This window comes from Halorubrum pallidum (genome assembly GCF_055380345.1).
The window spans coordinates 1370686-1395804 of sequence record NZ_AP043945.1; the positions used below are offsets into that span (position 1 = coordinate 1370686).

The following is a 25119-nucleotide window of genomic DNA, read 5'->3' on the forward strand; positions in this document are numbered from 1 at the left end:
CATTCGTTCGCGACTCGCTTCCGCAACACCGACGTACACCGACACCCACGAACACGCATGACCGACACGGACTCGCCCGACGACGCAGAGACGGATCAGAGCTTCGCCGACCGCCTGCGATCGCAGGTCCGCGAGAACCGAACCGGTATGGTCGGCGATCTGGTGTTCGCCATCATTTGGGTGACGTTCGCGTCGCTGTTGTACGACTTCGCGTTCCCGACTGCACCGCGGTGGGTCCTGTACATGTTCATGCTGGCCGGTATCCCGGCGTACTTCGGCTTCTTCATCTCTGTCGAGATGGCAAAACAGAGCCGGTGACGTCGGCTGGACGGCGCGGCACTCATCTGTGGGTACACAACACTTATCACGCAGTCCGGTGTCTCTCGACGTGCGATGGCGACAGGCAAGGTCGACTTCTTCAACGACACCGGCGGTTACGGATTCATCGAGACTGACGACGCTGACGAGGACGTATTCTTCCACATGGAAGACGTCGGCGGCCCGGACCTCGAGGAGGGACAGGAGGTAGAATTCGAGATAGAGGAGGCCGAAAAGGGGCCGCGAGCGACGAACCTCACCCGGCTGTAGCTCGTCTCGTCCGGCCGCGACGTTCGAGATTCTCCGACGGCGACGCCGGATCGACGACACCGCACAGCACGCAAACCGCGTCTCGGGTATATTACGGCGCGAGCGCTAGCCACGCCGCTCGGGACCGTCGGATCTCGTCTCAGAGCGACAGGTCCACACCGGTCGCCTCCGCGGAGTAGTCCCAGAGGCGGCGGGCGTCGTCGAGGTCGTAAGACGCGTCGTTCGAGCGGCCGACGGTCGGTGACCCGCGCATGTTCAGGACGCCGTCGGGCTCGACGTACGCGCCACCGTTCACGTCGGCCGTCGCGGCGTACAGCAACGGAAGCGCGCCGGTCGCGGCGTCCTGACCGAAGACGGAGTTCGCGACGCGCATCACGGCGGCTGCGAGGGGAGTTCCGCTCTCCTCTGCGGTCCGCATCTGGAGGTTCGTGGCGGCGTATCCCGGGTGACAGGCAACGCTGCGGACCCCGACTGCGTCGTCGGTCGCGTCGATCCGGCGCTGCAGTTCGTAAGCGAAAAGCAGGTTCGCGAGCTTGCTCCGGCCGTACGCGCCCCACTTGTCGTACGACTCCTCCCAGTTGAGATCCGAAAAGTCCATCTCGCCGCGCTCGTGTGCGCCCGACGACTGCGTAACGACGCGAGCGTCGCCGGATCCGGAGCGTTCGGCGGGTTCGCTTCCGACCTCGTCCGCGCCGCCGTCTTCGATACCGTCCGCGGCCGCCAGCAGCGGGAACAGCCGACAGGTGAGCGCGAAGTGACCGAGGTGGTTGACGCCGAGTTGCGTCTCGAAACCGTCGACGGTCTCGCGCCGCGGGATAGCCATCACGCCCGCGTTGTTGCACAGCACGTCGACGGCGTCGTAGTCGTCGGTGGCGCCCTCGGCGAACGACGCCACCGAGTCCAGCGAGGCGAGGTCGCACTCGCGTACGTCGAGCGCGCCGTCCACGCCGCCCGCGTCCGCGCGGATCTCGGCGGCGGCGTTCGTCCCACGCTCGACGCTGCGACACGCCATCACGACCGTTGCACCCTTCGCGACGAACGCCCGCGTCGCCTCGAACCCGAGCCCGCTGTTCGCCCCGGTGACGACGACCGTCTTCCCGTCCAACCGCGGCATCTCATCGGCCGTCCATCCTGTCATACGCCATCAGAGGCGCGTCATCACAAGAAACCTGTCGGCCACGGCGGAGAGGGCGATTCGTCCCGTCAGGGGATCCGCACGTCGTGTTCGAGGGTGCCGACGCCCTCGACTTCGACCTCGACCGTGTCGCCGTCGGAGAGCGGGCCGACGCCCTCGGGCGTGCCGGTCGCGATCACGTCGCCGGCCTCGAGCGTCATGTACGTCGTGATCTCCTCGATCAGCGTCGGCACGTCGAAGATCTGATGGGCGCGATCGCTCGACTGCTTCGTCTCGCCGTTCACGCGGAGTTCGACGCTCGCGTCCTCGGGCACCTCGTCGGGAGTGGCGAGGACCGGTCCGAGGGGAGCGGCGTTGTCGAACGCCTTCCCGCGGACCCAGTTCTGCTCTTTGTTCTGGTCGTCGCGGTTCGAGATGTCGTCCATACAGGTGAACCCCGCCACCACGTCCATCGCGTCGTCGGCGTCGACGTCTTTGCACTGCTCGCCGATGACGACCGCGATCTCGGCCTCCCAGTCGATCCGATCTTTGCCCGCCGGGACAGTCACGGTGTCGCCGTGGCTCGAAAGCGCGTTTGGGGGCTTCAAGAACAGCAGCGGGCGGTCGGGCACGTCGTTGCCCAACTCCGCGGCGTGCTCGGCGTAGTTGCGACCGATGCAGACGATCTTCGAGGGGTCGGTCGGCGGCAGCACGTCGATGTCGGGAGCGTCGAGTGCGTACTCCTCGCCCGCGAACGCGACGGTGTCGCTCGCGGGGTCGTACGTGCCTTCGCGGATCGATCCGGCCGGGTCGCGGAACCGTACGCGGTGCATGGTCGGCGATTGAGCGGGCGCGGCACAAAGCGTTCCCGGTTCGGTCGGCGCGCGGCCGCCTCGCGGCTGCGATCGGAGTTGTCGTGGTGTCGTATTTTATTAGCGTTCGCCGAGATGGTTTGAGCGGACCATGGATCTCACTTGGCACGGCCACTCGACGTGGCACGTCGTCGTGGACGACACGGAACTGCTCATCGACCCGCACTTCGACAATCCGAAAACCGATACCGATCCGGAGGAACTCGACCCAGACTACCTCCTCTTGACACACGGTCACACAGACCATATCTCGGACGCGGACCGGTACGAGGGCGCGACGGTGGTCGCGACGCCGGAACTGACCGGCTACGTACAGGACACCTTCGGCCACGAGAGCGCGGTCGGCGGGATGGGAATGAACATCGGCGGCACCGTCGAGTGCGGCGACGCGTGGGTGACGATGGTGCGCGCGGACCACTCGAACGGGATCGACACGGGCTACGGCACCTCCGCGGGGATGCCCGCCGGGTTCGTCATCGGTGACAAGAAGCCGACACAGGAGTCCGACTCCGATTGCACGACGTTCTACCACGCCGGCGACACGGGGCTGATGTCGGAGATGGTCGACGTGATCGCGCCGTACCTCGAGCCCGACGCCGCCGCGCTCCCCGCCGGCGACCACTTCACGATGGGTCCGGCCGGCGCGGGGATCGCGGCCGACTGGATCGGTGCGGACGTCGTGTTTCCGATGCACTACGACACCTTCCCGCCGATCGAGATCGACACGCGGGAGTTCGTCAGCGAGGTGAAGGCCGCGGGGGCCGCCGCGGAGCCGATCGTTCTCGACGGCGACGAGACGTACGTCCTGGACTGACGGCGCTCTGAGACAGGGAGAACCCGCTCACAGCCGACGGAACGACCGACTCGCGAGCGCGACGGCGCCAACCGCGAGCGCGAGCGTCGCGCCGGCCAACACCGGTCCGGGCTCGTACAGCAGCGGCGGGTGGTACCCGAACCCGTAGTCGACGACGGCGTTGATACCGGCGAGCGCGAGCGCCGTCGCGAGCGCGCCGCGCGTCGTCCGACCGAACGCCGGGAACAGCAGCGCGAGCCCGACGAAACAGAGGTGCGTCCCGATCACGCCCCAGTAGTAGATCAGCGCGTCGGGGGCGGAGACGTACGCGCCGACCGCGAGGTTCAACGAGACGAGCGGCCAGAGTCCGAACTGGACGAGCCAGACGAACCCGACGGTGTGGAGGTACGCCAGCGGCCGCGACGTCGGCGCGTCTTCAATCACGTTCCCGCCGGCCCGAACCGTCGGTACGACGCTCACGAGGACCGAGCCTCCGAGGGCCACGGCCACGGCCGAGTCCGCGTACAGCGGCCACAGCCAGACGGGGACCGACCCGGCCGTCGGGGCGTAGTAGCCGACGCCCACGACGAACATGAACGCCGTGAAACCGAGCACGACCCCGAGGCTCCGCGGCGTCCCCAGAAGCTCCTCCGCGATGACTGCACGGACACGACGGCGGACGGCGGCGTCTCGGAGCCGTCCGAGCAGTTTTCCGATCGCCGTTAGACGGTCGCGGTCGGGGCGTGACACACCGGGAAGTCCGTGCGCCCCTGACCTAAAACCGGCCCTCTTCGGCGTGCATTCCAGGACGGTTCGCCGTGACGCCCTCGCGTAGCGACACGTGTCTAGCCGTTGATGCGTAGATTATCACTCGCGGAGTTTTGCGAGACACCTTTTTCAATGCTCGTAGCGATCTCGAAGCTATGACCACAGGGGACGCCGAGCGCTCACCTCCGTCGCCGGACGGTGCGGCGGGATCGCCGGCGTTCGATCCGCCCGTCGCGGCCGGGCGGTACTCGTGGCGGTCGTTTCTGACCGACACGGGGAGAGCGGACGCCGCAGCGACGCTGTACGCAGATATCGGCGACGAGCCCGTCGTTCCGGCGAGCGCCGTCCGCGCCCGCGTTCCGGAGGGAGTCGACCGCGTGATTCGCGATGCCGACGTCGACGAGCCGGTTACGAGCGACGGTGAGACCTCGGCCCCCGGACACGAGAGCGTCGAACCGGGAACGCTCGTCGTCGGGGCGGACGACGTACTCTACAGCGCCGCGGCGGTCGTTCCGGACGTCCACGACGACTTCGACGGGACGGTCGTCGTCGCCGGCGACGACGTGAAACTCGCCCCGCGACGCTCCCCGACGCCCGACGAGTGGGCGCGCGCGGGCGTCGACCCGAGCGAGCTTCTCGGGTTCGATCCCGGTGCGACGACCGAGCGACTGGCCGCCGGCGCGACCGCCGCCCGCCGCCTTCGAGACCGCGGCGGCCTCGGCGACGGCGACGAGGGAACGCCGGTGGCGAAAGGGCGCTACACGTGGGACGACTACGCGGCGGAGTTCTTTCTCGACGAAGACGGAGACCCACCGACCGACGATGACGGAACGCCCCGAGAGTTCACGCACGCCGACAAGACGGCGGCGCTCGGGTTCGATCCCGACCGGACCGAACCCCTCCTCGGGGCCGGCGAGAGCGCGGCCGAAGATCTCGCGGATCTGGTCGACGAGCGTACGGTGAACGTGAACCCCGATGTCGACGAGGACGCGTTCTTCTCGACCGACGACGGTCTGGCCACCCTCGCGAACCGATACGATCTGGAGAAGGCGGTCCCGCTGCCGAAGAAGACGCACTTCCGTGAGATCGAGCGGTACTGGGTGAACAAGCCGTACGCGTTCGTGATGGTCTTCCGGTCCACGAAGGAGAACGAGGTGAAGTACTACGCCGTCCAGCCGTATCGGACCGAGATCGAGACCGACCTCGTCGAGTTCCTCACCGGGAAGCTCCGCACGTCGATCAAGTACGCGGACGAGGCGATCGCCGGCGGCGACGAACCGTTCCGCGAGGGCGTCATCGTCGACGAGACGCTGACGCTGCTCGATCGGTACGGCCTCTACGATCGCGCCGACGGCGGTCGCGGAGCCGTCGACGATCTGATCGACGGCCTCGCCGACCGGTTCGGTCTCGACGTCACGGCCGGGATCGCCGGTCGGATCACGGAGTCTCTCGGCTACGAGCCGCCGAGAGGGGGAAGCGCCGAGGCGACGCCGGTGCTCGCGCGTCCCGAGCCCGCGGTGCTGGCGGAGGACCCGGAGACGCTCACCGATCACCAGGTCGAGAAGCTGCTGTACTACCTCAAGCGCGACTTCATCGGCTACGAGCGGATCGACCCGATAAAATACGACATCAACGTCGAGGACATATCCTGTGACGGCTACGACTCGCCCGTCTTCGTCTACCACTCCGACTACGAGCAGATCATCACCAACATCTACCACGGTACCGACGAGCTCGACGACTTCGTCGTGAAGCTCGCCCAGCGCTCCGGCAAGGGGATCTCGAAGCGCCGGCCGCAGGTCGACGCCACGCTCCCAGACGGTTCTCGCGCGCAGCTTACGCTCGGTCGGGAGGTCTCGGACCACGGGACCAACTACACGATCCGGCAGTTCAACGACGTGCCGTTCACCCCGATCGACCTGATCAACTGGAAGACGTTCTCGCTCGACGAGATGGCCTTCCTGTGGCTCGCTATCGAGAACCACAAGAGCCTGATCTTCGCCGGCGGCACCGCCTCCGGCAAGACGACGAGCCTGAACGCGGTCTCGCTTTTCATTCCTTCGAACGCCAAGATCGTCTCCATCGAAGACACCCGAGAGGTCGAACTCCCCCAGCGCAACTGGATCGCCTCCGTTACTCGTCCCTCCTTCTCGGACGACGACAAGGGGGACATCGACGAGTTCGACCTGCTCGAGGCCGCGCTCCGTCAGCGCCCGGACTACATCGTGATGGGCGAGATCCGCGGCGAGGAGGGACGGACCGCCTTCCAGGTGATGTCGACCGGACACACCACGTACACGACCTTCCACGCGGACACCGTCGGCGAGGTGCTCAAGCGGTTCACCACCGACCCGATCAACGTCTCGAAGACGATGTTCACCGCCCTCGATCTCGTCTCCGTGCAGACGTCGACGCGGGTGCAGGGACGAAAGGTGCGCCGCAACAAGTCTCTCACCGAGATCAACCACTACGACGCCGAGAACGACGAGATCAACGTCCAAGACGTGTTCCAGTGGCAGGCGGAGACCGACGAGTTCCTCCAGATGGGCGACTCGAACACGCTCGAAGACATCATGTTCGACCGCGGGTGGAGTCGCGAGACGCTCGATGAGGAACTCCGGAAGCGCCGGATCGTGTTGGCGTATCTGATCGATCGCGGCCTCAACAGCTACGCGCAGGTGGCCGCGACGTTTCAGGCGTTCATCAACGACCCCGAGACGGTGCTGGCGCTGATGGCCAACGAGGAGCTGGAGCGCTCGCTCGAGGACCTCCGCGAGATGGAGTCCGTGCTGATCAACGTCGACCGCGACAAGGAAGCGATGGTCCCGCGGCCGGAGCCGGACGAGGCGGGCCGCGAGGAGGTCACGACCATCCTCGACGAGGCAGAGGCCCTGTTCGCCGAGTATCGTGGCCGGCTACCCGACTCCGTCGCGGACGCGCTGCTCGACGTCGCGCCCGCTCGCGACGTGGAGGCCGACCCGGACGCGGACCACGAGACGATCGCGTCGACCGCGCGGAAGGCGGCGACGCTCGACACCGAGGCGGTCGACGCCATCGGCGTCGACTCCGACGCGCTCGATGCGGACCGCCTCGATGGGGCAGACTCCGTCAGCGGGGCGGACTCGGTCGCGTCCGCGGAACTCGACCCCGAGGCGGACCGCTCGTCTGAGCGCTCGCCGACGCCACCGCGACCGACAAAAGCGCCAGATCACGACGCCTTCGAAGGCGTCGCAGACGCGACACCTCGATCGGCGAACGGTAGCCGCGCCGAAGACGGTATCGAGGGCGACGGCGACGGTGACCTCGGAGGCGACGGGATCGATTTCGACGAGCCCTTCGAGGAGGGGATAGACGTACTGGGTCCGGCGTCGGCCGGAGGTGACGGGGTGCCAGACCATACCGCGGACACGGATGCCGATGACGCGAGGGTCGACGAGGACGGAGACGACGACAAGGATGCAGACGCAGCCGACGACGGGGACGCCGACAAAGACGCAGACGCAGCCGACGACGACGGGGACGCCGACAAGGATGCAGATGCCGACAAAGACGCAGACACCGACGAGGACGCAGACGTCGATCGGGAGGATAGCGGCGACGGGGAGACGGACCGCGACTGGGGGTTCGGAACCGTCGATCCCCCGGAGGAGGACTGAACCGATGTGGTCCGCGAGGCGGACGCGATGAGCGTTGACACGGGCGTCGGCGACGGCTCCGTCGACGGCGACCTCCTCGCAGAGCTGTTTTACCCGGCGTTCGAACTCCTCTTCGACGCTGACGGAGACTTCGTCGGCGACGTGGAGCGAACGCTCGCGAAGGCTCGCATGCCGGACCAGGTCGAGATGTACGTCTCGCGCTCGCTCGGGGCGGGCGTCGTGGTCGGCGGCGTCCTGTGGCTCGTCGGGACCCTCGTCGGGTACGGGCTCTTCTCGCTGGGGCTCGTCGACCCGAACGCGCTCTCTCTCGGCGTTCCGGCACCCAACCCGGCGGTTCAGGAGTTGTTGCTGTCGCTCGTCGTTCCGACCGCGATCCTCCTCAGCGGACTCATCTTCGGATCGTTGGGATTCGCGACGGGGTTCGGCGGGCTCATCGCGATCCCGTACTCACGGGCCTCGGCCAGAGAGCGCGAGATAAACCTCTTGCTGGCCGATTCCGTCTCGTTCATGTACGCGCTGTCGGTCGGCGGGCTCAACCAACTGGAGATCCTGCAGTCGATGGCCACGGCCGAGGACACCTACGGCGAGGTCTCCCGCGAGTTCCAGAGCATCGTCAACGAGACGGAATACTTCGGCACGGACTACCGGAACGCGATCCGCCAGCAGTCGATGGAGACCCCCTCCGACGAGCTCTCGCAGTTCCTCGCCGACATGCTCTCTATCGTCAACTCCGGCGGCGACATGGAGAGCTTCTTGAAGGACAAAAAGGAGAAACACCTCCGAACGTCGAAACAGGAGCGCGAGATGACGCTTGAGACGCTGGAGCTGTTCGGCGAGATGTACATGACGCTCTCGCTTTTCCCGCTGCTTCTCATCATCATTCTCGTCATCATGGGAATGATGGGCGAGGCCGATGATCGCCTGCTCTACGCGACTGTGTACGTGCTCATCCCGTTGACGGGTGCGGGATTCCTCGTGCTCGTCTCGACCGTGAAACAGGACGAGCCGGGCGACGGCTACCTCCGGCCGGACGGCGGCAGCGAGCGGCTCCAACAGACGAGCAAGGAGGGGCTGTTCCACTTCGGCCTCGTCGAGGCCTTCGTCGGCCGCTTCGGGGTCTTCGATAGAATCCGGGAGCGGGAGGGGACGTACAAGACGAAACAGATCCTCGCCGCGCCCCATCTGTTCTTGCGTGACAACCCGCTGTACACCCTCGCGTTGACGGTGCCGACCGCTCTCGTCATCGTCTCCTTCGCGGCGGTATCAGGGGGCGCACCGACGACGTTCGACGGGTGGGTCGCCAGCCCGGTGTGGGCGACGTTCGTCTGGGTGTACGTCCCCGCGTACTTCGTGTTGGTCCCGCTCGGCGTCTTCCACGAGTGGAGCCAGCGGTCGAAGCGGGCGATCACGGGGAAGCTCTCGGAGAGCCTTCGAAAGCTCTCCTCCGCGAACGACACGGGACAGACCCTGCTCGAATCGGTCGAGACCGTCGCGGACACGTCGAGCGGGACGCTCGCCGAGGAGTTTGAGGTGATCCGTGCCAAGGTTAACTACGGGATGAGCCTCCGGGACGCCCTCGTCGAGTTCAACAACGCGTACGCGGTTCCGCGGCTCGCCCGCACAGTGAAGCTCATATCTGAGGCTCAGGAAGCGTCCTCACAGATCACAGACGTGTTGACGACGGCGGCGCAGGCCTCGGAGAATCAGGACGACATCGAGCGCGAGCGTCGCTCCCGAACGCGGATGCAGGTGGCGATCATCGTGATGACGTACGTGACGCTTCTCGGCGTGATGGCGATCCTCCAGACGCAGTTCATCGACGTGATGGGTGGGCTCTCCTCGCAGGCCGATGGAGGCGGTGGCGCTGGGTTCGGCGGCGGTGGCGGCGTCGACCCCGACGTCCTCTCGCTTCTGTTCTTCCACGCGGTGACGCTTCAGGCGGTTCTGTCGGGGTTCATTAGCGGGTACATCCGCAACGCCGACATCATTTCCGGCGTCAAGTTCGCTGTCGTCTTGTTGACACTCGCGCTGGGGGTGTGGATATATGTGGGGTGACCACCGTGGGCGAGCCGACCGCGCGCAGACGCCGATCGACTTCGCTGTCGGTGCGGGGGTGTTCCTGTTGACGCTCGCGTTCGTGGTCGCGTTCGTCCCGTCGCTTTTCGACCCCTTCGCCGCGGCCGACACGGCCTCGCCGCTGGTGAGCGACCGCGTCGCCGCCGCGCTCGCAGACGACGTCCTCGCCGCCTCGCCCGCGGAGCCCGGCGTGCTGTCGCCGGCCTGCACCGTCGCATTCTTCGAGTCGGACGACACAATCGCGGACGACGCCGGCTGTGCCGACAACATCTCCGAGAGCCCCGCCGCGCAGTTCGGTCTTGACCGCGACGTGCAGGTCGTGATCCATCACCTGAACGAATCGGCCCCCAGTGAGAACCCGGCGAACGTCACGATACCGACCCGGCACGGCACGTTCGAGGGAGTCGAACTCGATCGGACGACCGGTGGGTCGCCGACCCCCGGAGGCGAGGTCACCGTCTCACAGCGACTCGTCTCGCTGCACGGCGAACAGTACCGACTCACGGTGCGGGTGTGGTGACGATGCGGGGACGCAGAGACCGATTCGGCGGTGGCCGAGACGGCCGCGGACAGGCGCACACCCTCGAAGCGTTCGCGGCGGCCATCCTGCTCGTGGCCGGACTGACGTTCGCGCTCCAGGCGACGGCCGTGACTCCGCTTTCGGCCAGCACGTCGAACCAACACATCGAGAATCAGCAGCGCGCGGTCGCGGGCGATCTGCTCACGACGAGCGCCGAGAACGGAGATCTCGACGCGGCGCTGCTCTACTGGGATCCGGACGCCGACGCCGGGGAGGGCGCGTTCGTCGGAACCGGAGCGTACGACAGCCACACCGAGGGCGGCCCGCCGAACGACTTCGGCGAGGCGCTGAACCGGACGTTCCTCGACCGAACGATCGCGTTCAACGTGGTTATCTATCACGGCGAGCGCAACGAGAACCGAACGCAGATGGTGGACATGGGGTCGCCGAGCGACAACGCCGTGACGGCGACCCGGACCGTCGCGCTCCCCGACGACGCGAACCTGACCGCCCCCGGCCACGAGGACACCACGCTCCGGCGGCTGGCCGACGACACCGAGAACGGAACGTTCTACGTCGAGGACGACGTCGTCGCCGGCGACGTGTACGACTACGTGGAGGTGCAGATCGTCGTATGGCGGATGTGAACGCGCCGCCCGCCGAGGGTACCGACTCCGACGTCGACGGGGCGGCACTCCGCGGCGCAGACGGGTTCCGTGAGGCGGATCGCGGACAGCTCCTGTTGGTCGCGGGGCTGGTCATGGCCGTCTCGCTCGTGGCGCTCGTGGTCCTGTTGAACGCGAGCATCTACAGCGAGAACCTCGCGACCCGCGGGATCGAGGCCGCCGACGGCGAACCCCTCGAAATCCGGGCGGCCGCCGTCGACGGGACCGGAACCCTGATCGACGCGACGAACCGCCGGCAGCCCGGCAGCTACAGCGACGCGCGGACCGACGTCGAAGACGGGATCGCCGACCTCGACGGTCGGCTCGCGCGGACCGCGGCCGGACAGGGCGGCGTCTCTCACCTGAATCTGACCGGCGACGAACTCCGAGAGGGTCGGTACGTCACGGGGCCGGTCGACGACTCGGCGGCGATCCGCGACGCGGAACGGACGCGGGCGTTCGTCCTCGATATCGACGCGTCGTCGCTTCCGAGCGCGAACGCGTCGACGGCTCCCGGCGACGCCATCACTGTCGTCTTCAACGAGAGCGACTCGAACAGGACCCACGAGGCGTACGTGTACGACCCGACGGACGGCCCGGCCGACGCCGCGGTCGCAACCGCGACCAACGGCACGGACGCGACGGAGACCTGTCAGTTGGACGCAGTCGACGGCGACCGCCTGGCGGTCGGTCTCACCGCTGGGACGGTCGGCGGCGAACCGTGTCCCGGGATCTGGCCGGCGGATCTGCGTGACGGCTCCGTCACGTACGACATCGAGTTCGTGAACACTAACGACACCGACGCCGAGATGACCGCGACCGTGCTCACGACGACGGAGCCGCACGGTTCGCTGGCCGACGCGTCGACGCCGGCGGTGTACGACGCCACGCTTCGGCTCCGATACCGGACCGCGGACGTCCGGTTCGAGACGACCGTTCGGGTCGCCCCGGGTGAGCCGGATGAGTGACGCTGGCCCCGAAAGCGAGGGCGGGTCGGTCTCGAACGGATCGACGGCCGGCGGCCGGCGGTCACTCGCTGACGACGACCGGGGTGTGAGCGTCACCGTCGGCTACGTGCTCACGCTCGCGATCGGCGCGCTGCTGCTCTCCGGAGTCGTCATCGCCGTGGGCGGCGTGATCGACGGACAGACCCAGCGGACCGTCGAGAGCGAACTCTCCGTCACCGGCCAGACCGCCGTCGCGAACCTGGAGGCCGCGGACCGGCTCGCTCGTGCCGCGGAGGCCGACCGTCCGGGAAGCGAGGGAGTAGTGAACGTCACGGTCGAGGCCGACCTCCCGTCGCGGGTCGCGGGAAGATCGTACCGGATCGACGTCGACTCGGACGCGGTCGTGGTCCGGACCGACCGTCCCGACGTTCGGATCGAGATTCCACACGCCGCGACCCGAAGTGTGTCCGAGACCACCGTTCGCGGGGGACCGATCCGCGTCAGCTACACCGTCGCCGACGGGGACTCCGGACCGGAGTTGCTGGAGGTGACGGAGCGATGAGCGATCGAGTCCCGACGGTTTCGGTGGCCGACGGCGGGTTCGCCGGGCTCGTGGCCGACGACCGCGGCGTGAGCAACGTCGTGGGGTACGTGCTCGTGTTCTCGCTCGTCACCGTCACGATCGGAACGGTGTTCACGGTCGGACTCGCCGGCGTGGAAGACAGACAGGAGGCGGCGCGCGTCGCGAACGTCGAGCGGGCGTTCAACGTGTTCGACGACAACGTCAGAGACATCCAGCGGTACGACGATCCAAGCCGATCGACGGAGATCCGTCTCAGCGGCGGGACGCTGTCACTCGCCGAGACCACACGGGTGGAACTGGCTAACGAGTCTGGCGGGGTGGTCCTCGAACGCGAGTATCGCTCGCTGACGTACCGAAACGACGAAACGACGATCGCCTACGAGACGGGCGCGTGGTTCCGGAGCGACGGCGGCGCTGCGGTGATGCGCTCGGAGCCGCGGTTCGTCGTCGCCGACAGTCGGACGACGATCCCGATCGTGATGCTCATACCCGACGGATCACAGTCCGTGAGCGGCGATGAGACCGTTCAAGTCGCCGCGTCGCGGCGGTCGTCGACCGGTCCGAACTACGCCGCTACCGATCCGGGACCGTTCGAACTCACGATCAATTCGACTTACGCCGAGGCGTGGGCCCGGTACTTCGACCGGACTGACGGCTTCACCGTCACGGATGAGAGCGACGACGAGGTCGTCGTGGAACTCACAGAGGGCGACGTGATCTACGCGCCACGGGTCGCATTGGATATCGAACTCGGTAGCTGACGTTCCGTCACCGCGTCTCGTCTCGGAGCGCCCACGGCGCTCGACGGATCCCGCTGTTTATATACGATCCGCGGTTGCTTCCGGCATGAAGTTCTGCGACGAGTGCGGCTCGATGATGAAGTCGGGCGAGGGCGAAGACCACTGGGTGTGTGACTCCTGCGGCTACGAGATCGGACGAGAGGAGGACGACGACGAGTGGACCACGGAGTCGCAGGTCGAATCGGAGATCGTGGACGTGAGCGACGCCGAAGACAAGGGACTCCCGAAGACCACCGCGCACTGTCCCGAGTGCGGCAACGACCGCGCCTACTGGTACATGCAACAGATCCGCTCGGCCGACGAGTCCGAGACGCGCTTTTTCGTCTGTACCGAGTGCGAGCACAAGTGGCGCGAAGACGACCACTGATCGCCGTCAGACGGCGTGGACGGCGCGCCGTTTTAGGTACGTGCGCCGTGACGAGCTGGTATGGGTCCACCGTCGCTGCCGCGGACGCACCTCGACGGGTGGCGACGCGTCGCGGAGACGGTCGAACGACCGTTCGACGCCGGGCCGGTCTCGGTCGAAGCGCACACGGTCCGGTACGAGCGAGACGGACCGCCACCGCGTCCCTTCGTCTTCGCGAGTCGCCTCCGCATCCGGCCTGAGACGGCACCGAACGCCGCACTCACGCGGCTCGTGGAACGACGGGCGAAGTCGGGCTTCCGCGATCGCCTCGCGGAGCGCGACGTCGACCCCATCGAACACCGGGGCGACCGCGAGATCGCGATCGACGATCCGGATGCCTCGAGAGCCACGCTCTCGACGTTTCGAGGACAGTGTGTCGATCGCGACGGAGCCGACGAACCGGGCGGTGGTGATCGGTCCGGTCCGGTCCCCGTCGAGGCGCTCCTCGCGGTGTTGACCGCCGACGGGTACCTTCTGGCTGGCGGTGCCTACTCACTCGACGACGATGCGTATCAGGACGGTCGCGACGCTTCGGGCGCTCGCCGAGACCTTCTTCGGCTCATCCGTGGCGTGACGCCCGGCGATTCCGAGGCCTGAGCGACCGCGAGGCGAGACGCGTTAGCACGGAACGACGCCCGCGCTCGACCTGAACGGGGAGCCGCTGTCGCGGTACTCGGTGTCGTCTATCGATCCGCTGAACATCGGGAGTCGGAGTTCGTAGGTGTACAGGATATCGAACGCCGCGAACGGATCGATCCCGTCGGCGAGCGCCTCTCGTGCGGTCAGTCTGACGCCGGCCGCGAGCGTCACGATCGAGTCGTCTTCCAGCGTGCCGGCCGCCTCGATTCCGAATTCGTTGCCGACCGACGGATCCGTCAGCACCGAGAGGTGAACGAGCGCGTCCAGCGTCGCGCCCGTCTCGCCGATCGATATCGGGTAACCGTCACCGGTGAAACACGCCGTCATCGGCTCGACCGATCCGTTCGACGATCGCTGCGCCGCCGACCCGTCGGCCGATTCACCGTCTGTTTCACCGGACGGTTCGCCGCCGGCCCCATCGCCCCCGATCTGCGTCGGTCCGGCGTCACCGTCGAGGGCGGCCGCGGTCGACGGGACTGCGGCAGGCTCCGATCGCTCCGCGGATTCCGTGGTCGGCTCCGCGAGGACCGCACCGCTCGCGGCGAGGCTCGACGCGAGGACCAGCGCGAGGACCAGCGCGACCGCGAGCGCGACGCGGACCCGGTTCCGGCGGTTCATTACCGGACCGTACGTCTGGCGCTGATAAAACACCGCCGGACAGAGTATCAGATCTGATTCCGAAACTCTCGCGTATCGACCGAACGCGCTCGATCGACCGTCCTCTGCCGACCGGGTTCAGTCGCCGCCGAGGAGTCCGTCGACGAGGAGATCGGCGGAGGCGACGTTCGTCGCCAGCGGAACGTCTTTCACGTCGCACACGCGCAACAGCGCCGAGATGTCCGGCTCGTGCGCCTGCGCGGTGAGCGGATCTCGAAGGAACACGACGCCGTCGATGGACTCGTCCGCGATCATCCCGCCGATCTGGAGGTCGCCGCCGTACGGGCCCGAGGCCTGCCGATTCACCGCGAGTCCCGTCTCGTCTTCGATCCGCTTCCCCGTCGTCCCCGTCGTCACCAGCTCGCACTCGCCGAGCACGTCTGCGTGAGCGGTGACGAACGCGACCATCTCGTCTTTCAGCTCGTCGTGAGCAATGAGCGCAATGCGCATACTATCGACTGTGCGTCACTGCGCTTAAATACCACCGTCGCGGCGTCTCGTTGCGATATCGGACGCCGCCGAAACCTTTTCTAATAACCCGGAGTTATCTGCCTGTATGGAACTCCCGACGCCACAGGACCTCCGCGAGCGCCGGACGGAGTTGGAGTTGACCCAGAGCGAACTCGCAGATGCCGCCGAGGTCTCACAGCCGCTCATCGCCCGGATCGAGGGCGGGGATGTCGACCCGCGGCTCTCGACGCTGCGACGGATCGTCAACGCGCTCCACGCGGCCGAAGGCGAGGTCGTCCGCGCGATCGACCTCATGAACGAGACGGTCATCAGCGTCGCGCCCGACGACGCGGTGCGCGAGGCGGTCGAACTGATGGAAGCGGAGGCGTACTCGCAGCTCCCGGTCCTCCAGAACGGGGTGCCCGTCGGGTCGATCAGTCAGGGCGACGTGATCCACGCCGGCGACAACGTCGGCGACCATCCGGTCAGTGAGGTTATGAGCGAGTCGTTCCCGACGGTCGCACCGAGCGCGACGGTCGACGAGGTTCGGAATCTGTTAGACCACTACAAGGCCGTGATGGTCACCGACGGCGGCGAGACGGTCGGAATCATCACGGAGGCCGACATCGCCGCGCACCTGTCGTAAGAGGCGTTTTTGCGGGCCGCTCTCGTTTCGCGATCGTCTCCGTCTCGGACTGCAGAGAGAGCTTACGGAGAATCGAGGAGAACGCCTCGCGCTTCAGCGCGGGGAGGATGTCAATCTCGTCCCTCTGAGAGCTTCTCCCATATCTCAGTACATCCCGCGCCGTCTTCGAGGTCGTCGAGGTGGCTCGCGTCGCCGTCGTCGTCGCGCTCGTCTGTGCTCTTCTCGGCGCTCGCTTCCGGGTCCTCCGCCGACGGCGGTGCGGTGTCGAGCGTCATAACCGTTCCCCGTCCGTTCCGTGTTCGAACAGTTCCGGTGCCGCGTCGGCAGACACGTGCTCTTCGTGCTCCGCTACCGTCAGAACGGCGGAGGGTGCTTCTGGTCCGCTAGTCGAATCGGTCATCGATCGATCCTATGGCGTACCCGACCATAAACGCCTGTTCAGGAGTAATTCACACCACCACTCACGAATACCGGAACCGGTGTCCGGTACTCGTGACGACGTCGTGACGGCCGATCGCCTCTCAGTCCACCGATTCCGCGCCTCGACGGCGTCACGGAAACGCCGTCGGTTTGCACGCACCGACACACATTGGAGGCTCCCCGCCTAACGTCACCCGTGACAACCCGCCTGCGAGTCCTCGATGATGGGGCGTGGATCTCCATAGACGACTATCGCGAAGTGCGCGTCAGCGAGCTGTGGCGGCTCGATACCGACGAATTCTGCACTTGTGATCTCACCGATCTGATCGTCGAGAACTTCCAGACCGTCGGAGTCGACGGATCGAGCGTCGAGGTCCGCGTGTACGGACAGTGTATCGCCTGCGGCGCGTCCGGCACGACGGGCTGGATCCCCGTCGGACGGATTCACGACGGCTCCTTCACCGAACTCGCTCGGTCGGCGGTCAGACGCCCACGCCCGGAAACAAAGAAGCAATAGTTGCCGCTTTGAGGCAGTACCGGGGAAGGTTGACTCGACGCCGCCGCCTATGTGTGATGGGTGTGTAGGTGGTTTCGATGCCAACGGACGTCGAGAACTGGAAATCGGAGGTCTACGGGAACGAGATCCGAGACCACCTGTTCGAGTTCGCCGAGCAGGGGTTCGACTCGATCCCCGACGACGAGCGGGACGCGTGGTTCGAGCGGTTCAAGTGGTGGGGCCTGTACCACCAGCGGAACGGACAGGAGGGGTACTTCATGATGCGGATCGGGACGCCGAACGGCGTGCTTGAACCCGGACAGCTCCGCGTCGTCGGCGAGATAGCCGACGAGTACGCGCGGGGTCCGGGAACGAACCCGATCTTCGGCGACGCGTACGCCGACTTCACCACCCGGCAGTCGATCCAGCTGCACTGGATCGAACTCTCCGACGTGCCCGCCATCTTCGAGAAGCTCGAAGCGAACGGGCTCTCGACCCAGCAGGCCTGTGGGGACTCTTGGCGGAACATCGTCGGTAACCCCGTGGCCGGGAAAGACGCCCAGGAAGTCATCGACGCGTGGCCCGTAATCCGCGAACTCAACGAGACGTTCAAGGGGAACGACGACCACTCGAACCTCCCGCGGAAGTGGAAGGTGTCGGTGACGGGCTCCGCCGACGGCTCGGGACAGGGCGACATCAACGACCTCGCCTTCGAGCCCGCGTACAAGGAGATCGACGGCGAGGACGTCGTCGGATTCAACGTTCGCGTCGGCGGTGGACTCTCGCGCAACGAGCCGCGGCTCGCACGCGACATCGACGTGTGGGTGGCCCCCGAGCGAGTCTCCGACGTCGCTGGCGGGATCTCGGCGCTGTTCCGGGACAACGGCGACCGCGAGGACAGATACAACGCTCGGGTCAAGTTCCTCGTCGACGAGTGGGGAGCCGAGAAGGTCCGAGAGACCCTCCAAGAGGAGTACGTCGATTTCGATCTGCACACCGCCGGCCGCGACGTTCGCGAGGAGTACACGTACAACACCGGCGCGGGCGAGCGCAACGACCTCATCGGTATCCACGATCAGAAAGACGGCACGAACTTCGTCGGTCTGAACGTCCTCGTCGGACGGATGGGAGCCGAGGACGTCCTCGAACTCGCTGACGTCGCCGAGGAGTACGGCTCCGGAGAGGTGCGCCTCTCGCAGCGCCAGAACGTCATCGTGACCGACGTACCGGACGACCAGCTCGACGACCTACTCGATGAGCCCATCTTGGAGCACTACTCGCCGTCGCCGTCGCCGTTCATGCGCGGCTCCGTCGCGTGTACCGGCACCGAGTACTGCTCGCTGTCGATCGTCGAGACGAAGAACCGGCAGGTCCGGTACGCTCGCTGGCTCAAGGAGAACGTCGAACTGCCCGACGACGTCGACCAGTTCCACATCCACCTGTCAGGCTGTACGGCCTCCTGTGCGCAGCCGCAGATCGCCGACGTGAGCCTGCGCGGCATGAAGACGCGCAAGGACGGCGAGCCCGTGGAGGCGCTCGACGTCGGACTCGGTGGCGGACTCGGCGCGGAGCCGCAGTTCGCCCGGTGGGTCACACAGCGCGTCCCGGCCGACGAGGTGCCGGGTGCGATCGCGAACCTGATCGACACCTTCGCGGCCGAGCGCGAGGAGGGTGAGTCGTTCCGGGCGTTCGTCGCCCGCCACGACGACGACGAACTGGACGAGTTCGTCGACGCCGAGGAGACCGACTACGACGACCCCATGATGCACAACACGAAGCGCACCTGGTACCCGTACGCGGAGGACGACTCGTTCGACGCGTCGCCGCCCGCGCCCGCGGACGACTGACGATGGCCGACCGGCTGCTTCGAGTGAACGCATACACCACGCTCGACTTGGTGGACGGTCGGGCCCGCGGCCACGAGTTCGAGACGGACGCGCCCGGTGTCGTGAACGTCACGGCCCCGCGGGAGGACCCGGAGCACGTGACGCTACAAGTCGAACTCGACGGGACGACGGTCGACGCGATCGCGCCGCACGCCGACGAGATCGACCTCTCACCGGCGCAGGCGCGGACGCTCGCCGACGCGCTGGAATCGACGGCCGACCGCGTCGAGGCGGCGCGAGGCGATTCCTCGGCCGACGGCGACGACAGCTAGCGCGCGCCGATCCGCCAGTTTCTCGGCATCGCTTACTCTTCTGTGCGTCCGTCGACGAAGACGGTTTCGTGAAGGGACTCGCAGACTACGTCGGCGAGCGCTCGCAGGTTCTCGGCGTCCTCGCGGTTGTACGAGACGAGGGTGTCGAGCGCCTCGTCGTCGCCGCGCTCGTACTCGCGCCACAGCCGGACGGCGTCCCGCCCGGAGATGTCCGGGCGATCGCGTTCGATACCGAGCTGCTTCTCGATCGGCTTCAGACCGCCCGAGAGACCGATTCGTTTTGCCGGATACATCAAGTCGAGATGCGGCGTGTCGACCTGCACGTCGAGTGCGGTCTCCAAGAACGGAACGTCGAAGCGGGCTCCGTTGAACGTCGCGAGCAGGCTGGCGTCGCGGAACTGCGCGGCGACCGCTTCGGCCGTGAGATCCTCGCCGGCGACGAGCGTCGTCGTCTCGCCGTCGCGGTGAAAGCTCACCGTGGTCACTCGGTCGCGGTGCTCGTCGAGCCCCGTCGTCTCGATGTCGAAGAAACACGTCTCCGACCGGAAGTCCTCGTAGAGCCGCCAGCGCTCTCCGCTCGGGAACGCGCGGTCGAAGTAGGCGGCGTCGCCGTCGTCGAGCCGCGTCAGCGCCTCGGCGATGAACGACTCGATCCGGTCTGCGGTCGTGGCTCCGAGCCCGCGGACGCCGACGCCGGGGTCGAACGTCTCCCACGTCGTGACGCCCGACCGCCAGAGCCGGCGCTCGGTCGTCTCTCCCACCCCCTCGACCGGAATGAAGCTGTTCTCAATGCGCATACTCGACCGCGGCGTCGCGCCGATAAAAGGTCGGCGGGAGCGACGTTCGGTCGACCGGCCGATCGGTCGCGGTCGCTGCTCGATTGTTTAAATAGCTACCGCACGAACGACCCACAGCATGTGCGGCCGCTACACGCTGTTTACGCCCGCAGCCGACCTCGAAGTCCGGTTCGACGCCGATTTCGGCGACCACGAGCCGAGCTACAACTGCGCCCCCGGCCAGTCGCTCCCGGTGATCACCGACGAGGAGCCGGCCGCGGCGACTCGGATGGAGTGGGGACTCACCCCGGGCTGGGCCGACGAGTCGTTCGATCTGATAAACGCCCGAGCGGAGACCGTTCGCGAGAAGCGGAGTTTCGCGGACGCCTTCGAGCGCCGGCGGTGTCTCGTTCCCGCCGACGGGTTCTACGAGTGGGTCGAGAGGGCCGAGGGAGACGGCGGCCGCTCGTCCGGCAAACGGCCGTACCGCGTCGCCCTCGCGGACGATCGGCCGTTCGCCATGGCCGGACTCTACGAGCGGTGGGAACCACCCGAGCCCGAGACGGCGCAGACCGGGCTCGACGCGTTCGGCGGCGGGGTCGAGGGGGCTGACGACGGGAGCGACGACGACATCGTCGAGACGTTCACTATCGTCACGACCGAACCGAACGACCTCGTCGCCGACCTCCACCACCGAATGGCCGTCGTCCTCGAACCGAGCGAGGAGGCGACGTGGCTCCACGGCGATCCGGACGAGGCCGTCGAACTGCTGGATCCGTATCCCGACGACGAACTGATCGCGCACCCGGTGTCGACGCGGGTGAACTCCCCCGCGGTCGACGCACCGGAGCTGATCGAGTCGGTCGGCGCGGAGTGACGGCGGCGAGCGAGCCTCCGTTCGGTCACTCTGGCGATCACATGCGCTTACCGGACGCTTCCGTGCGGTCGACCGATGCCGGAGGAATCTTTTTGGTTCTCGTTACGAAAGCGGGGGACGTCATGTCCGTTCCCCTCCAAGGCGTCCCCGTCGGTCCGGAGCTGTTCGTTCTGCTCGTCGTCCCCGCGCTGCTCGCCCTCGTGGCGGTGGTCGTCTCGGCGCTCATCTATCGCGACGCGAAGCGACGCAACAGCGGTCACGCGATCGCGTGGACGCTCTGCGCGTTCTTCGGCGGCCTGATCGTCTGGATACTCTATTTCGTCGTCCGAGACGAGGTCGGTCAGAGCAGTTCGGCGACAGGGAGCGGACTGTGATCCGGTCGCGGACTCGCGGCGTCGACGATCAGGGCGCGACGAGGTCGACGACGGTCTCGTCGTCGACGACGACGTTGTACGCGCCTTCGTCGTCGTTCCAGAGGACGAGACCGTTCTCGACGAACACGACCGCGCCGTAGTCGGCCTCGCGGAGGTCGCGGTTCAGGGCCGTCTCCCGCGTGCAGACGAGGTAGTGGTCCACCGTCTGCGAGCCGTCGCCGACGAGGTACAGCGCATTGTCGCCGTCGCTGAGGTCGTGGCTGAGCTTCACCGCGAGCAGGTTCACGCGGTCGGTGACGTGCGATTCGGAGTCGGCCATGGGCGCACACCGCTCGGCGTTCGCGCGCACGTCGACCCGCCGTCTCCCGTCCGTTCGGAGGATCGCGTACGCGAACTGCACGTCGACGTTGACGAACTCGCCGGGTTCGTCGCCGGCCTCGCGCGAGGCCGCCTCGTCGAGCCGGCGCTGGAACGGCGGCACGTCGAGGTCGGACGCGGTGTCGAACGACCAGCCGCCGTCGGCGGGCGTCTCGTTCGACCAGAGTCGGAGCGTCGGGGAGTACACCGACACGTCGGTCTCGGGGGTCGCAACCGCGCGCTCGACCTCTCGGAGACCCATCGCCGTGTTGCGGTCGGCGGGCGCGAACGCGACGACGCTCCCGTCGGACGCGAGTCGATCGAGCGCGGCCTCGACGACCGCGACGGGATCGTCCAGCTCCGAGAGGACGTTGCCGAACACGACCAGATCGAACGCGTCGGGAGCGTCGTCGGCCTCGGCCGCCTCGCTTTCGGTCCCGAAGAAGGACTCCGCGGTCGTCCGGTGGATCGTCGGCCGGAAGTTGCGCCCCGTCTCGTCGAGCACGCGGTCGAGCACGTCTGCGGCCGCGCTCGGCTCCACGGCGTGGTAGTCGACGACGCTGTCATCAGAGAGGTAGTCGTGAAGCCCCAGCGCGGGGCCGCCGACACCTGCCCCCACGTCAAGGACGCGAAGCGTCCGGTCTATCAGCCCGTTCTCCGTGAGGTCGTCGAGCACGTAGCCGACCGTCGCGTAGTACGCCGGCAGGTGGTACGCGGCGTAGCCGAGCGCCGCGACGCGGTCGTACGCCACATCGTTCTCGTAGAGGTAGTCGGTCTTCAGCCGCTGGACGGCCTCGCGGAGCCGGTCGCCGGACTCCCCGCGGTGCCAGTTCGCCCCGAACTCTCCGACGAGAAGGTCTTCGAGCGCGAACGAATACGCGTCCGGAAGCGTTGTCGGCGACCAGTCGGGGGCCGGGATCGGTCCCGCCTCCACGGGCTCGAAGGTGCCGTCGTCGCGTTCGCGAAGCCGGAGATCGAACGCCTCTTCGCGGAGCGTCTCGCGGACGACCGCCGGATGCGGCGTCCCCTCGATGTACTCCGCGATCTCGTCGGGGTCGATCGGTCTGACGTTTCGCAGGTAGTTCGCGTTGTTCCGGACTGCCTCTCGGTCTATCATGGGTGTCTCCTCTCGTCACTCGTGTCGCTCCCGCCCCTCGCGGTCGCCGCGGGCCGCCTCGTACAGCGACGCGAACGCCTCGTCGTCTGCGTCGGCGATCTCCCGGGCGGCCGCGGCCACGTCGTCGGCCCCGTCGAACGCCCGCTGGATCTCGGTGTACACCTCCGGCGCGCCCTCGGTCACCGTGTCCGCGACCTCGTCGAGCGCGGCCGAGACGGGCGTGTGAAACTCCTCGCGCACGTCGTCGCCAGCGAGCCGCCACGCCAGCACGGCCGCGTGTGCGCCGGCCTGCACCGTCTTCATCGCCTCGTCGTGTTCCGCTGGCGTCGTCTCGAACACCTCGTTGCCGCCCGCCTCGACCGCATCGGAGATCCCGTCGACGACGGGACCGTCGGCGTCGACGACGGCGGCGACGTTGCCCGGGACGCGCGGCGGGGCAAACAGGGGATGGTAGCTCGCCCGTTCGAGGGACGGCGCGTGCTCGCGCATCGCCGCGACCGCGTCCGTCATCTCGCCGGACACGTCCACTATCGCCCGCTCCGCGCGCGGCGCGTACGCCTCGACCGCGGCGGGGACCGCCGACATCGGCACCGCGAGGCACACCGCGTCGTGTGTCGTGTCGGCGTCGGCCGGGACCACGTCGGCGTCGCGCGCCGCGGCCGCGTCGGCGGCCACGTCCGGATCGCGGTCGGCGAACGCGACGCTGGCGTCGATCGGCGACCCGGCGGCGGTGACCGTGTCGGCGATCCAGCGGCCGATTTCGCCCGCGCCGACGACCAAGAGGTCCATCTGTCGTCCGTATCGATGGCGCGGGTGCGGTAAAAAGGCTCGACTTGCGCGACCGACCCGCCGAACCGGTCCGTCGACCGTCGCTCACTCCGAGACCGACCGGTCGGCCTCGTAGAGCCCGCCGATCCCCTCCCCCGGCGCGATCGATTTCACCGCCGGGAACAACGCGAGCGCGATGGCGAGTTCGAGTCCGCCGACCGCGAGAAACGCGGGCGTGTATCCGAACAGGTCGGTGGTGCTGCCGCCGACCAGAAAGCCCGTGAGGAAGCCGAGCGACCCGAACACGTTGAAAAGCCCCATCGCCGCCCCGCGCGCCTCCGGATCGACGAGGTCGGTGACGAGCGCCATCGTCGCCGGTGCCATGAGCGCCCCGCACACGCCGACGAGCACCATTAGACCGGCCGCCACCGGGTATATCGGCGCGACTCCGACGCCGATCGTGACGACGCCGTACGCGAGCGAGCCGGCGACGACCGGGAGGAATCGCCCGATCCGATCCGACAGCGACCCGAACGGGGCCTGCAACAGCGCGAACGGGACGAAAAACAGCGCGAGCGTCGCGCCCGCACCCGCCGCCGAGAGGCCGAACGTCGTCGGGTCTTGGAAGTAGTACACGCCGACCAGCGCGAAGAAGCCGGCCGTGAGCCTGTCGACGAAGCCGAACGCGAGCGGGACCAACAGCCCTGGCGTCGTCCGTGCCCTATCGAGCACGTCGCGGAAGCCGACGGCCGCCTCGCCGCTGGCCTCTCTACTGCCCACTCCGCGGTCCGACTCACTGCGGTCTGCCGCGACCGCCCGGTCGTCGACGGTCGTCGCGACGGCCGCCGCGGCCGTCAGTACCGCCGCGCCGGCGTACACCGGATAGAACGTGTTCAGGTCGGCGAGCGCGCCGCCGACGACGGAGCCGACAGCCGCGCCGAGTCCGATCGCGAGCCCCGCGGTGCCCATGTTTCGGCCGTTTCCACCGCGGAGGTCCATCAGCGAGGTGATCGCGAGCGAGAACGCGCCTATCGTGAGCGCGCCGCCGACGACGCGGACGACCAAGACCGCCTCGAAGCCGAGGCCGAGTTCGGGGAGCGCCGCGAGCGCGACGTAGGAGGCCGCACCGCCCAGCGCTCCGACGACGACGAGCGGGAGCCGGCGGCCGAGAGCGTCGCTCGCGGCCCCCCAGACGACCGCGAAGGCGACGAACGCGCCGAACTCCGCGACGAGAAACCACATTCCGGCGTCGATGCCGGCGGGCGCGCCAAGCGCGACCACGAGGTCGGGAACGCCCGGATACAACAGCACCTGCGAGACCAACACCGCGAGCACGACCGCTCCGAGCCGACGACGTGTGCCGCGGTCTGCGTCCGTCATTCACTTATAAAACGTGGCGCGCGCTCAAAAGACCGACGCTCCGTGTCCGATGAGCGGTCGTCGCGGTACACGGGCCGCGTCGTCGGCGAAGTCGTCACGCGCTGTTCTCCAGTTATGTCCTGCAACTGCTAGGCACTATTCGTGTAGGAATATAACATGTATCACGACATTTCTTATTTTATATCGTAATTTATTACAAATACACTACAGTAGACG

The 25119-nt window shown here is 67.4% G+C and carries 28 protein-coding genes; 18 read left to right on the forward strand and 10 right to left on the reverse strand.

The annotated features are described in order from the left end of the window. The first annotated feature begins 57 nt into the window (after positions 1–57). Together ACZ45C_RS08675 and ACZ45C_RS08680 are read left to right on the forward strand one after the other, a co-directional pair. The gene (locus ACZ45C_RS08675) at positions 58–318 is read left to right on the forward strand and encodes a hypothetical protein (protein WP_460558500.1); all 261 of its coding nucleotides are present in this window, start codon (positions 58–60) and stop codon (positions 316–318) included. A gap of 75 nt (positions 319–393) precedes the next feature. After that, positions 394–588, forward strand: coding sequence for a cold-shock protein (locus ACZ45C_RS08680; protein ID WP_137784680.1), 195 nt, complete (start codon positions 394–396; stop codon positions 586–588). Positions 589–727: 139 nt separating this feature from the next. Here ACZ45C_RS08680 and ACZ45C_RS08685 read toward each other — a convergent pair whose 3' ends face one another. Both ACZ45C_RS08685 and ACZ45C_RS08690 read right to left on the reverse strand, forming a co-directional pair. After that, entirely contained in the window at positions 728–1726 is a 999-nt protein-coding gene (locus ACZ45C_RS08685) for an SDR family NAD(P)-dependent oxidoreductase (RefSeq protein ID WP_460558502.1), read from the reverse strand. 65 nt (positions 1727–1791) lie between these two features. Next, complete coding sequence (locus ACZ45C_RS08690; RefSeq protein ID WP_460558504.1) at positions 1792–2535, reverse strand: fumarylacetoacetate hydrolase family protein; 744 nt, start codon at positions 2533–2535, stop codon at positions 1792–1794. 130 nt (positions 2536–2665) lie between these two features. Between ACZ45C_RS08690 and ACZ45C_RS08695 the strand changes: the two genes are divergently transcribed. Next, a complete protein-coding gene (locus ACZ45C_RS08695) occupies positions 2666–3388 on the forward strand; it encodes a metal-dependent hydrolase (protein WP_460558506.1) in 723 nt (240 codons plus the stop codon). Between the two features lie 27 nt (positions 3389–3415). Here ACZ45C_RS08695 and ACZ45C_RS08700 read toward each other — a convergent pair whose 3' ends face one another. Next, positions 3416–4084 (reverse strand): DUF1405 domain-containing protein, encoded by a 669-nt coding sequence (locus tag ACZ45C_RS08700; protein ID WP_460558845.1) that lies wholly within the window; start codon positions 4082–4084, stop codon positions 3416–3418. A 206-nt stretch (positions 4085–4290) separates the two neighbouring features. On the opposite strand from ACZ45C_RS08700, the gene ACZ45C_RS08705 reads away from it, so the two are divergent. From ACZ45C_RS08705 to ACZ45C_RS08745, 9 genes are all read left to right on the forward strand, one after another. Beyond that, positions 4291–7791, forward strand: a complete 3501-nt coding sequence (locus ACZ45C_RS08705; RefSeq protein ID WP_460558508.1) for a type II/IV secretion system ATPase subunit — start codon at positions 4291–4293, stop codon at positions 7789–7791. A 27-nt stretch (positions 7792–7818) separates the two neighbouring features. Further along, on the forward strand, positions 7819–9846 hold the full coding sequence (locus ACZ45C_RS08710; RefSeq protein ID WP_460558510.1) for a type II secretion system F family protein: 2028 nt from the start codon (positions 7819–7821) through the stop codon (positions 9844–9846). Further along, positions 9836–10387, forward strand: a complete 552-nt coding sequence (locus tag ACZ45C_RS08715; protein WP_460558512.1) for a DUF7287 family protein — start codon at positions 9836–9838, stop codon at positions 10385–10387. Before ACZ45C_RS08710 ends, ACZ45C_RS08715 begins: the two co-directional genes overlap by 11 nt. A 2-nt stretch (positions 10388–10389) precedes the next feature. Next, the gene (locus ACZ45C_RS08720; RefSeq protein ID WP_460558514.1) at positions 10390–11034 is read left to right on the forward strand and encodes a DUF7288 family protein; all 645 of its coding nucleotides are present in this window, start codon (positions 10390–10392) and stop codon (positions 11032–11034) included. Then, positions 11022–12020 carry a DUF7261 family protein gene (locus ACZ45C_RS08725; protein WP_460558516.1) on the forward strand — a complete coding sequence of 333 codons (999 nt, stop codon included), beginning with the start codon at positions 11022–11024 and terminating at the stop codon, positions 12018–12020. Before ACZ45C_RS08720 ends, ACZ45C_RS08725 begins: the two co-directional genes overlap by 13 nt. Next, entirely contained in the window at positions 12013–12561 is a 549-nt protein-coding gene (locus tag ACZ45C_RS08730) for a DUF7266 family protein (protein WP_460558518.1), read from the forward strand. Before ACZ45C_RS08725 ends, ACZ45C_RS08730 begins: the two co-directional genes overlap by 8 nt. Then, positions 12558–13343, forward strand: coding sequence for a DUF7289 family protein (locus ACZ45C_RS08735; RefSeq protein ID WP_460558520.1), 786 nt, complete (start codon positions 12558–12560; stop codon positions 13341–13343). Before ACZ45C_RS08730 ends, ACZ45C_RS08735 begins: the two co-directional genes overlap by 4 nt. Before the next feature lie 85 nt (positions 13344–13428). After that, positions 13429–13749 carry a transcription factor S gene (locus tag ACZ45C_RS08740; protein ID WP_460558522.1) on the forward strand — a complete coding sequence of 107 codons (321 nt, stop codon included), beginning with the start codon at positions 13429–13431 and terminating at the stop codon, positions 13747–13749. 60 nt (positions 13750–13809) lie between these two features. Beyond that, entirely contained in the window at positions 13810–14385 is a 576-nt protein-coding gene (locus tag ACZ45C_RS08745) for a hypothetical protein (protein WP_460558524.1), read from the forward strand. A gap of 21 nt (positions 14386–14406) precedes the next feature. Here ACZ45C_RS08745 and ACZ45C_RS08750 read toward each other — a convergent pair whose 3' ends face one another. Both ACZ45C_RS08750 and ACZ45C_RS08755 read right to left on the reverse strand, forming a co-directional pair. Beyond that, positions 14407–15045, reverse strand: a complete 639-nt coding sequence (locus ACZ45C_RS08750) for a DUF7332 family protein (protein ID WP_460558526.1) — start codon at positions 15043–15045, stop codon at positions 14407–14409. Positions 15046–15162: 117 nt separating this feature from the next. Next, positions 15163–15534: a methylglyoxal synthase gene (locus ACZ45C_RS08755; RefSeq protein WP_460558528.1), complete on the reverse strand. Its 372-nt coding sequence runs from the start codon at positions 15532–15534 to the stop codon at positions 15163–15165. Between the two features lie 106 nt (positions 15535–15640). Between ACZ45C_RS08755 and ACZ45C_RS08760 the strand changes: the two genes are divergently transcribed. Then, positions 15641–16180 (forward strand): CBS domain-containing protein, encoded by a 540-nt coding sequence (locus ACZ45C_RS08760; RefSeq protein ID WP_460558530.1) that lies wholly within the window; start codon positions 15641–15643, stop codon positions 16178–16180. 110 nt (positions 16181–16290) lie between these two features. On the opposite strand, the gene ACZ45C_RS08765 is transcribed toward ACZ45C_RS08760, so the two are convergent. Next, positions 16291–16455: a hypothetical protein gene (locus ACZ45C_RS08765; RefSeq protein ID WP_460558532.1), complete on the reverse strand. Its 165-nt coding sequence runs from the start codon at positions 16453–16455 to the stop codon at positions 16291–16293. A gap of 341 nt (positions 16456–16796) precedes the next feature. Here ACZ45C_RS08765 and ACZ45C_RS08770 point away from each other — a divergent pair, with 341 nt between their 5' ends. The 3 genes from ACZ45C_RS08770 (at position 16797) to ACZ45C_RS08780 (ending at position 19254) form a co-directional block, all read left to right on the forward strand. Continuing rightward, positions 16797–17117 carry a hypothetical protein gene (locus ACZ45C_RS08770; RefSeq protein WP_460558534.1) on the forward strand — a complete coding sequence of 107 codons (321 nt, stop codon included), beginning with the start codon at positions 16797–16799 and terminating at the stop codon, positions 17115–17117. 77 nt (positions 17118–17194) lie between these two features. Next, positions 17195–18943 carry a nitrite/sulfite reductase gene (locus tag ACZ45C_RS08775; protein ID WP_460558536.1) on the forward strand — a complete coding sequence of 583 codons (1749 nt, stop codon included), beginning with the start codon at positions 17195–17197 and terminating at the stop codon, positions 18941–18943. 2 nt (positions 18944–18945) lie between these two features. Then, positions 18946–19254 carry a DUF6360 family protein gene (locus ACZ45C_RS08780; RefSeq protein WP_460558538.1) on the forward strand — a complete coding sequence of 103 codons (309 nt, stop codon included), beginning with the start codon at positions 18946–18948 and terminating at the stop codon, positions 19252–19254. 32 nt (positions 19255–19286) lie between these two features. Here ACZ45C_RS08780 and ACZ45C_RS08785 read toward each other — a convergent pair whose 3' ends face one another. Next, the gene (locus ACZ45C_RS08785; protein WP_460558540.1) at positions 19287–20051 is read right to left on the reverse strand and encodes a ribonuclease H-like domain-containing protein; all 765 of its coding nucleotides are present in this window, start codon (positions 20049–20051) and stop codon (positions 19287–19289) included. Between the two features lie 118 nt (positions 20052–20169). Here ACZ45C_RS08785 and ACZ45C_RS08790 point away from each other — a divergent pair, with 118 nt between their 5' ends. Both ACZ45C_RS08790 and ACZ45C_RS08795 read left to right on the forward strand, forming a co-directional pair. Further along, the gene (locus ACZ45C_RS08790) at positions 20170–20907 is read left to right on the forward strand and encodes an SOS response-associated peptidase (protein ID WP_460558542.1); all 738 of its coding nucleotides are present in this window, start codon (positions 20170–20172) and stop codon (positions 20905–20907) included. A 122-nt stretch (positions 20908–21029) separates the two neighbouring features. Next, positions 21030–21281, forward strand: coding sequence for a hypothetical protein (locus ACZ45C_RS08795; protein WP_460558543.1), 252 nt, complete (start codon positions 21030–21032; stop codon positions 21279–21281). Between the two features lie 28 nt (positions 21282–21309). Here ACZ45C_RS08795 and ACZ45C_RS08800 read toward each other — a convergent pair whose 3' ends face one another. From ACZ45C_RS08800 to ACZ45C_RS08810, 3 genes are all read right to left on the reverse strand, one after another. After that, positions 21310–22755, reverse strand: coding sequence for a small ribosomal subunit Rsm22 family protein (locus ACZ45C_RS08800; protein WP_460558545.1), 1446 nt, complete (start codon positions 22753–22755; stop codon positions 21310–21312). 15 nt (positions 22756–22770) lie between these two features. After that, entirely contained in the window at positions 22771–23544 is a 774-nt protein-coding gene (locus ACZ45C_RS08805) for an NAD(P)-binding domain-containing protein (protein ID WP_460558547.1), read from the reverse strand. An 84-nt stretch (positions 23545–23628) separates the two neighbouring features. Beyond that, positions 23629–24903, reverse strand: coding sequence for an MFS transporter (locus tag ACZ45C_RS08810; RefSeq protein ID WP_460558549.1), 1275 nt, complete (start codon positions 24901–24903; stop codon positions 23629–23631). Positions 24904–25119 lie beyond the last annotated feature (216 nt).